General features: G+C 52.6%; 5 protein-coding genes and 1 pseudogene. 1 reads left to right on the forward strand and 5 read right to left on the reverse strand.

The features are described from left to right. Positions 1-7 precede the first annotated feature (7 nt). The gene (locus tag D8V06_RS00725) at positions 8-1,069 is read right to left on the reverse strand and encodes an AraC family transcriptional regulator (protein WP_241667750.1); all 1,062 of its coding nucleotides are present in this window, start codon (positions 1,067-1,069) and stop codon (positions 8-10) included. A gap of 61 nt (positions 1,070-1,130) precedes the next feature. On the opposite strand from D8V06_RS00725, the gene D8V06_RS00730 reads away from it, so the two are divergent. Next, positions 1,131-2,717: a choline dehydrogenase gene (locus tag D8V06_RS00730; protein WP_130904931.1), complete on the forward strand. Its 1,587-nt coding sequence runs from the start codon at positions 1,131-1,133 to the stop codon at positions 2,715-2,717. 142 nt (positions 2,718-2,859) lie between these two features. Here the strand turns inward: D8V06_RS00730 and D8V06_RS00735 are convergent, their stop codons facing one another. The 4 genes and pseudogenes from D8V06_RS00735 to D8V06_RS30645 form a co-directional block, all read right to left on the reverse strand. Continuing rightward, positions 2,860-3,486 (reverse strand): response regulator transcription factor, encoded by a 627-nt coding sequence (locus D8V06_RS00735; protein ID WP_130904918.1) that lies wholly within the window; start codon positions 3,484-3,486, stop codon positions 2,860-2,862. Positions 3,487-3,966: 480 nt separating this feature from the next. Continuing rightward, on the reverse strand, positions 3,967-4,926 hold the full coding sequence (locus D8V06_RS00740) for an HlyD family secretion protein (RefSeq protein ID WP_130904919.1): 960 nt from the start codon (positions 4,924-4,926) through the stop codon (positions 3,967-3,969). 1 nt (position 4,927) lies between these two features. Continuing rightward, positions 4,928-5,296, reverse strand: coding sequence for a DUF3302 domain-containing protein (locus D8V06_RS00745; RefSeq protein ID WP_130904920.1), 369 nt, complete (start codon positions 5,294-5,296; stop codon positions 4,928-4,930). A gap of 298 nt (positions 5,297-5,594) precedes the next feature. Further along, positions 5,595-6,832 (reverse strand): annotated as a pseudogene (locus D8V06_RS30645) (hypothetical protein); the annotation flags it as partial.

A 6,832-nucleotide genomic window follows, 5' to 3' on the forward strand; every position in this document is an offset into this window, starting at 1 on the left:
CTTTCGATCAGTCATTGGACAGAAGCGGCAATGCCAATAATTGACGCCTCCGTTCGCCAGGCGTCGCCGCAAACCAGCGGCGGGAAGCGCGATTGAACACGCTTTGCTCGCTATAGCCGAGCATTCCGGCAATTTGCGAGATCGGGATACTCTGCTCCTTTAAATAGTAATCGGCGCGCTCACGCCGGATCTTATCGAGTATCTGGTCAAATCGTTGCTGACGCTCGGCAAGTTGGCGTTGCAGGGCGCGCTCGTGAATACCCAGGTGCTGGGCAATAATGGGCAAGCGACACTGTTGGGTCGGTAGCAGACGCGACACCACACGGTGCACTCGACCAATCAAATCAACGGTGCTGTGGCCATGGACGTGTTCAAAATATTGCACCAGTGTTCGGTGTACGTTTGGGTCCTGCGCTTCGATCCCCTGATTCAACTGCTGCTGGGTCATCACCAGCGCATTGCAGCTTTGTCCCGTACACACTTCGGTCTTGAAATAGCGGCGGTAGTGCGCCGTTGGCAGTCCGCTGACCGCGCACAATAAGACTGCCTGAGCCCTAAAGTGGGTGCCACATAGCAGTTTCATCGCCTTGTATGCCACCCCCATGGCCAACTCCAGCATTTGCCGTTGTGGCAATAGACTGGGCAACCGAAGGCCAATGATAAGGCGTGGAGACTGAGCGAGACTCAAATCCAGGTCGAGTTCAATGCCCGAACTGTGGTAACCAATAAAGCGCACAATATCTCTTAACGCATGTTCTACGCTCGCCGAATTGCGAGCCATCACGGCAATCGGCCCAAGCACTTGTAAATTCTGATATTCCGCCATGCGCAGGCCGAAGTCGGAGCAGTTCAATTCACGAGCCGCGTACTCCAATAGTTCGACCAATGAGCGTAGGGGCACTGTGGCGTCCGCTTCCTGAAGGAATTGGGATTGGATGTGAAAGCGCTGCAGCATCTGCGCGGGGTTACCACCCAGCTTGGTCACAAGTTCATGAAAGCCGCAGAAGGAGGTCGTTCGAATAAAAGCGTCCATGTCGGCCAAGATCAATTTTCTGTCGGCAAAGGTCAAGCTTATGTCATGGGCATCGCGAAAAATCCAGGGCGACAACCCACTCCTTGGAAGCCATTTTATGGAATTTGACTACATCATCGTTGGCGCCGGTTCGGCCGGGTGCGTGCTGGCCAACCGTCTTAGTGCTGACCCCAGCATTTCCGTTTGCCTGCTGGAAGTGGGCCCCCAAGACCGCTCACCCTTGGTCCACATGCCCGCCGGTGTGGCGGTCATTCTTCCCACTCGTCATGTTAACTGGGCGTATGACACCGTCCCACAACGCGGTTTGGGCGGGCGTATCGGCTATCAACCACGGGGCAAAGTGTTGGGCGGTAGTAGTTCGATCAACGGCATGGTGTACATCCGTGGTCATCACAGTGACTATGACGACTGGGGCGCGCTGGGCAATGCCGGTTGGTCCTTTGCTAACGTGTTGCCCTACTTTCGCAAAAGTGAGGCGAATCACCGCGGAGCCTGCAATTTTCACGGTGCGGACGGTGAGCTGCATGTCGGCCAGAACGACGTGCATCCGGCCACACAGGCCTTTATTGAAGCAGGACAACAGGCAGGCCATCGCTACAACAGCGACTTCAACGGACTCAACCAAGAAGGGATTGGCGCGTACGATGTGACCATCCGCGATGGTCGACGTTGGAGTACGGCCAGCGCCTTCTTAGCACCGGTGCGCGACTCACGTCACAACCTTACCGTGCTCACCGGTACCCACGCAGAGCGCATTGTGCTGGAAGGCAAACAGGCCACCGGAGTGCAGATCCGCTATAAAGATCGCACCAATATCCTGAAGGCACGCAAAGAGGTGTTGCTCAGTGCCGGTGCGTTTGGTAGTCCGCAATTATTGATGCTCTCGGGCATTGGTGCGCATGCCGAGCTTAAGCCACAAGGTATTCCGGTGCTGCACGAATTGCCCGGTGTCGGCCAGAATTTGCAAGACCATCCGGACCTGGTGCTCTGCTACAAAGCCACTGACAACTCACTGATCGGGTATTCCGTTGCAGGTGGCGTCAAAATAGCTGCGGCTGCGGCCCAGTATTGGATGCACCAGCGTGGTCCACTGGCGAGCAATTTTGCTGAAGGTGGCGCTTTCCTGAAAACCGACGCGGCTTTGGCCCGCCCTGACATCCAGATGCATTCCGTTGTCAGCATGCTCGACGACCATAACCGTAAGCTGCATTGGGGGCATGGCTTTAGCTGCCACGTTTGTGTGTTACGGCCGAAGAGTGTCGGTAGCGTGGGTCTGTTATCGGCCGATCCGAGCGCTGCGCCCCGTATTGATCCCAACTTTTTGGGGCACGAAGACGATGTGCAAACATTGCTCAAGGGGTATCGCATGGCGCGAGAAATCATTGAGCAGCCGGCCTTGGCCCGCTTTGGTCTGCAGAATATGCACCGCATTGATCCCGGCAGCGACGAGCAATTAATCAATCTGCTCCGACGGCGGACCGATTCCATCTATCACCCCGTGGGCACCTGTCGCATGGGCCAAGGCGAGGACGCAGTGGTGGACCATCAATTGCGTGTTCATGGCCTTCACGGGCTAAGGGTTGTGGATGCCTCTATCATGCCCACGCTCATCGGTGGCAACACCAATGCGGCTTCAATCATGATTGCTGAGCGAGCCGCCGAATGGGTCCTGGAGGTGGCTTGAAGCTTACCGTAGATCGCCTGTCTGACACTCGTAAGCTATCTCACGACGCAAGGGAGGAGCGCCGTGCCGCAATGTTTGCAGCAAGGCGCTATTTGCAAGCAAAAAAATTACTAGGTTGCCACAGTGATCGGGTGAGCAAAAATCAAATCACCCGATTACGCCGAGCAAAGTCAACCAACTCGAGAAAGTTAGCGACTTGCAATTTGATAATGAGCCGAGCTTTGTACGTGCTGGCGGTCTTTTCGCTGAGCATCAGCTCCTGGGCGATGTCCTTGACGCGCCGCCCACTGGCCAATTGACGTAGTACCGTCAACTCTCGGTCAGACAGAGACTTCATTAACATCTCTTCGGAGGCCAAGCGTGAAGAGGTATCAACCGAAGAAAAATCTGTGGTTGGAAAAAGGGTATATCCAGCGAGAACAATCTGAACGGCGCTCAACAACTCGGGTAAATCACCGTCCTTGGACACAAATGCGTGTGCGCCGGCTCTGGAGCACCGAATGGCGTATCGCCCCAAATCCAGGCACGAAAATACGATGACCTTCATGCGATCGGATTCGGAACGTAGCCGCTGCAATACACCAAAGCCGTCTAGCCTTGGCAGGTCTATGTCTAGGATCACCAGGTCCGGTGTCAATTGGCGTGCGAGCCTAACCGTCTCCAGTCCGCACGACGCTTCTGCCACTACTTCATGTCCACCCTTTTCAAGTAACAGGCGTACCGCCATTCGAACCACGGCATGATCGTCTGCAATCAATATTCTGGCCAAATCACACTCCCTTTGCGTGAATTCACTCCGTGTGGTGCACCCGTGCTCGCCGGCCAATTCGCATTGGTCATAAACACATGGCTCCACCGCACCGGGTCCGGCGCTTATTTAGACTCTTCGAAATGGGGTGCCAAAACTACACGAAAAAGTGATCTGACTCAGATAACGAGCACGGGGCTGCCGATACGCCCGACAGCTGAGTCGTTGACGTGTTTTAATTAGGCCTTTTTACGAAGAGCCTGCCTGTAGGGAAATCCTTCACCTATTGCTATCCAAATACCTAAGTGACGCTAGCGACCTTATGTTCACCAACCCTAGTTTCTAACCAAAGGGGGTATTACGGCACCACATTCCTACAGGGCGTTTGCGCAGCGTACGCCGATTATGCGTAGTGAGCTCACCCCTGCCTGTGCACGTCACCAAAACCAAGGCCGGCTTTGGCCCCCTACAATTATGCTGCCAAGCAGGCTACTGCCAAGATCAATGGAAAGGAAAAAGATAATTCATCCAAGAGGCCATTCTCAGAAGAATCTTACGCATCACTGCGACATGATGGAAATGCTCGCTGTATAAAGCGGCCTGACCGTAAGCGCCCCCTGGCATTTGTTTGCGATAGGAGGTGAACGCAGGGTCGGTAATTTCGATAACCACCGGGACGCGACCCGGTGGGGTAGCCCCGGGAGAACTAACCAAGGTACTTGATGCTTGGACTTGACCTTCGCCAATGACGGTCAGCACATTTTTGACCTTACCTTGAAAGACCTTACCTGGTAGACCATCAAAGGCGACTTCCGCATCGCTGCCTACGGTCAAGCGTAACAGGCTATTTTGGCGCATCCAGGCCGTGAGGAAATAATCTTCATCCGGTATAAATACCATCAACGGTCGTAATGGAACACGCGTGGCGATCATTCCGGGACGCAGTGACATTTGGGTAACAAACCCATTGGCCGGGGCGCGAATAATCGTATGGTCCAGTTCATATTGCGCCGTATCAAGCTGTGCGCTCAAATCTTCAACGCGCGCTGTAGCCGTATCCAATTCGTGCTCATTGCTAAAGCCGTGTTTGGTCATTGCTTTAATGCGATAAAGATCGCTTTGCGCCGAAACTAATTGAGCCTTGATTGATTTGAGTCGATTTGCGAACGGCACAGGGTCAAGGCGAAACAGCACATCGCCTTTTTTTAGCGGTCGGTTGGTCTGGACGGGGACTTCGATGACTTGACCCGTAACCACGGGCACGATCGGAATGGAGACATAATACGAGCGCGTCACTTCCGAATAAGGGTGGTTATAGTTCATGGTGAAAATCAAACTACCGATGAGGACGATACCGCCTAAAACGGCGGTGGGTACTGTCCATTTGGTCAGCGGAATGCGAAAAATCTTGAACACGGCCACGCAAAAGGCCGAATAAATAAGAACGAGCAGCAGATCCATGTTAATCACTCATGGTCGAATTGACAGCGGCTGGAGTGGTCTCCAGTTGTGAAACCTCCTCAAGTTGAGCAAGCCGTTGATGGAGAGCGTTGACTTGAAGCTCTAAATTCAAAACATGGTTTTGTAAGGAGGCATTATTACTGAAACCCCACCCACGATCCTCTCTGTAGAGAGTGGCCCAAATCCATAAAAACGGCCAAAGCACATGCAAGGTGAAGAGGCTAACCCAGCCGGTAGCATGAATGGCATCTTGATGAGGGTGATTACGATGTTTGGCAATGTCGTAGGGGATGTCGTGCAATACGATTATCCCATAAAACAACACTATGCCAACAAAACATAACAACCCTAAAGCAATATAGTCGAGCATAACAAATCCTAGTGCAAGTTACGAAAAGCCGTGCGGTACGCACTTGTGCATTAGGCAAGCACATGGCGCACTAAAATTCCAATTAAAACGCGGCGAATCTGTGAGCTCCCCACAGACTCACCGCGCTAGTTGTCGCGTGCAATGGTGCTTATCAATAAGCTGTCACATCACTAATGAATCTAGGATGTGTCTGTTTTTGATGCTGTAGATAGATCCGTATGTGTTGTCACTGATTCTGCTGGAGAGTCAGCAGATTTTTTGTTTAGTATAAACACCGGACCAGCTGCTACCTCACGTTTTATAACATAGTTGCTTTCTGGGAAGTCAATCCATTGAGCTCCCCCGTATCTTGACGTGCCGCTTCTACAAAGTTTTTGGGAACGCCCCCGGTTGTTGACTTTCCGTCAAAATCATCAAATACCCCCTTGGATGGGTGATTTTTCATCCCGCCATTCTTTGCAATAGAAGCCGAATCATGCGGCGACGCAACGCTATTGTCCGGCATCGGCGCTACCTTAGCGGTCCGCTTCGGATTCGTCGCCTTAGACGGCTGCGGTGCCTGTGTAGAACCACTATTGTCCGCCAACGGTGCCACTTTCGCTGTCCGCTTTGGAGTGGTTTTCGCAGGCTTAGCCTGAATGTTATTCTTAGCTGTTACTGTCCCCGGCTTGGCGGCGCTGCCACTTGCGTTAGATCCGAACACCGGTGTCTTATACGTGGATTTCGGTGCTGGTGAAGCTTTAAAAGTCGGAGCGTCGTTGTTGGCTACCGGACCCGACGGCGGCTTCGATTGATATTTCACAGAGTATTTGCCGTTTTCTTTTTTAACGTCCAGATAAAGTTTTGTCGACTCACCCACGCCTTTCGGCAGTTCGAGCCCTTTATTCCGTGCACCGGTGTAAATCACCTGGCCATGCAATTTTTCCATATCGCTCGGTTTGCTAATGACGATTGGCGCCCTTGGCTTGCCATTGGCATCCAGATAACCTTTATTGTCTAGATTAATCTTGATTGGATTTTTCTGGAGTTTAGCCAATCCCGCTTTATCGTTGACGTTGACGGCACTCATCGCCTTTTTAACTTCGTTAAATTCTACCGAGTCAAAGTTACGACCTCTGCTTGGACCAGGCTTCGCTGGCACAGCCGGCGGCTTGATCGTCGAATCCACGACGTCCAGATCTATCGGTGTCACAGGTTTCACAGGCTTCACTACTGGTTTTACAGTTGGCTTCACTGGTTGAGGGTTAAGTTTCATCTTCGTCCCCACGACCTCCAGCTTAGGCGGGCTCATATCAATCTCCCACGCAATACCTTTTGGATAGGTTTTGGGTGGTTTTGGGGGAGACATATCAATTTCCCACGCAATGCCTTTTGGATAGGTCTTGGGCGTTACTACAGGAGTCTTTGTTACGACCGGTGGTGTCTCCTGAGGCAAAGGGCTTGTCGGCTTAACCTTGTTACCCGAGCCGCTCGGGATCTTAGTCGGGATACCCAGCTTGATGTCGTTGCCGGCGATCTTCTGATCCTGGTTCACCA

It is taken from the genome of Pseudomonas sp. Sample_24 (assembly GCF_004307605.1).
In the GTDB taxonomy this organism is placed as follows: Bacteria; Pseudomonadota; Gammaproteobacteria; order Pseudomonadales; family Pseudomonadaceae; genus Aquipseudomonas.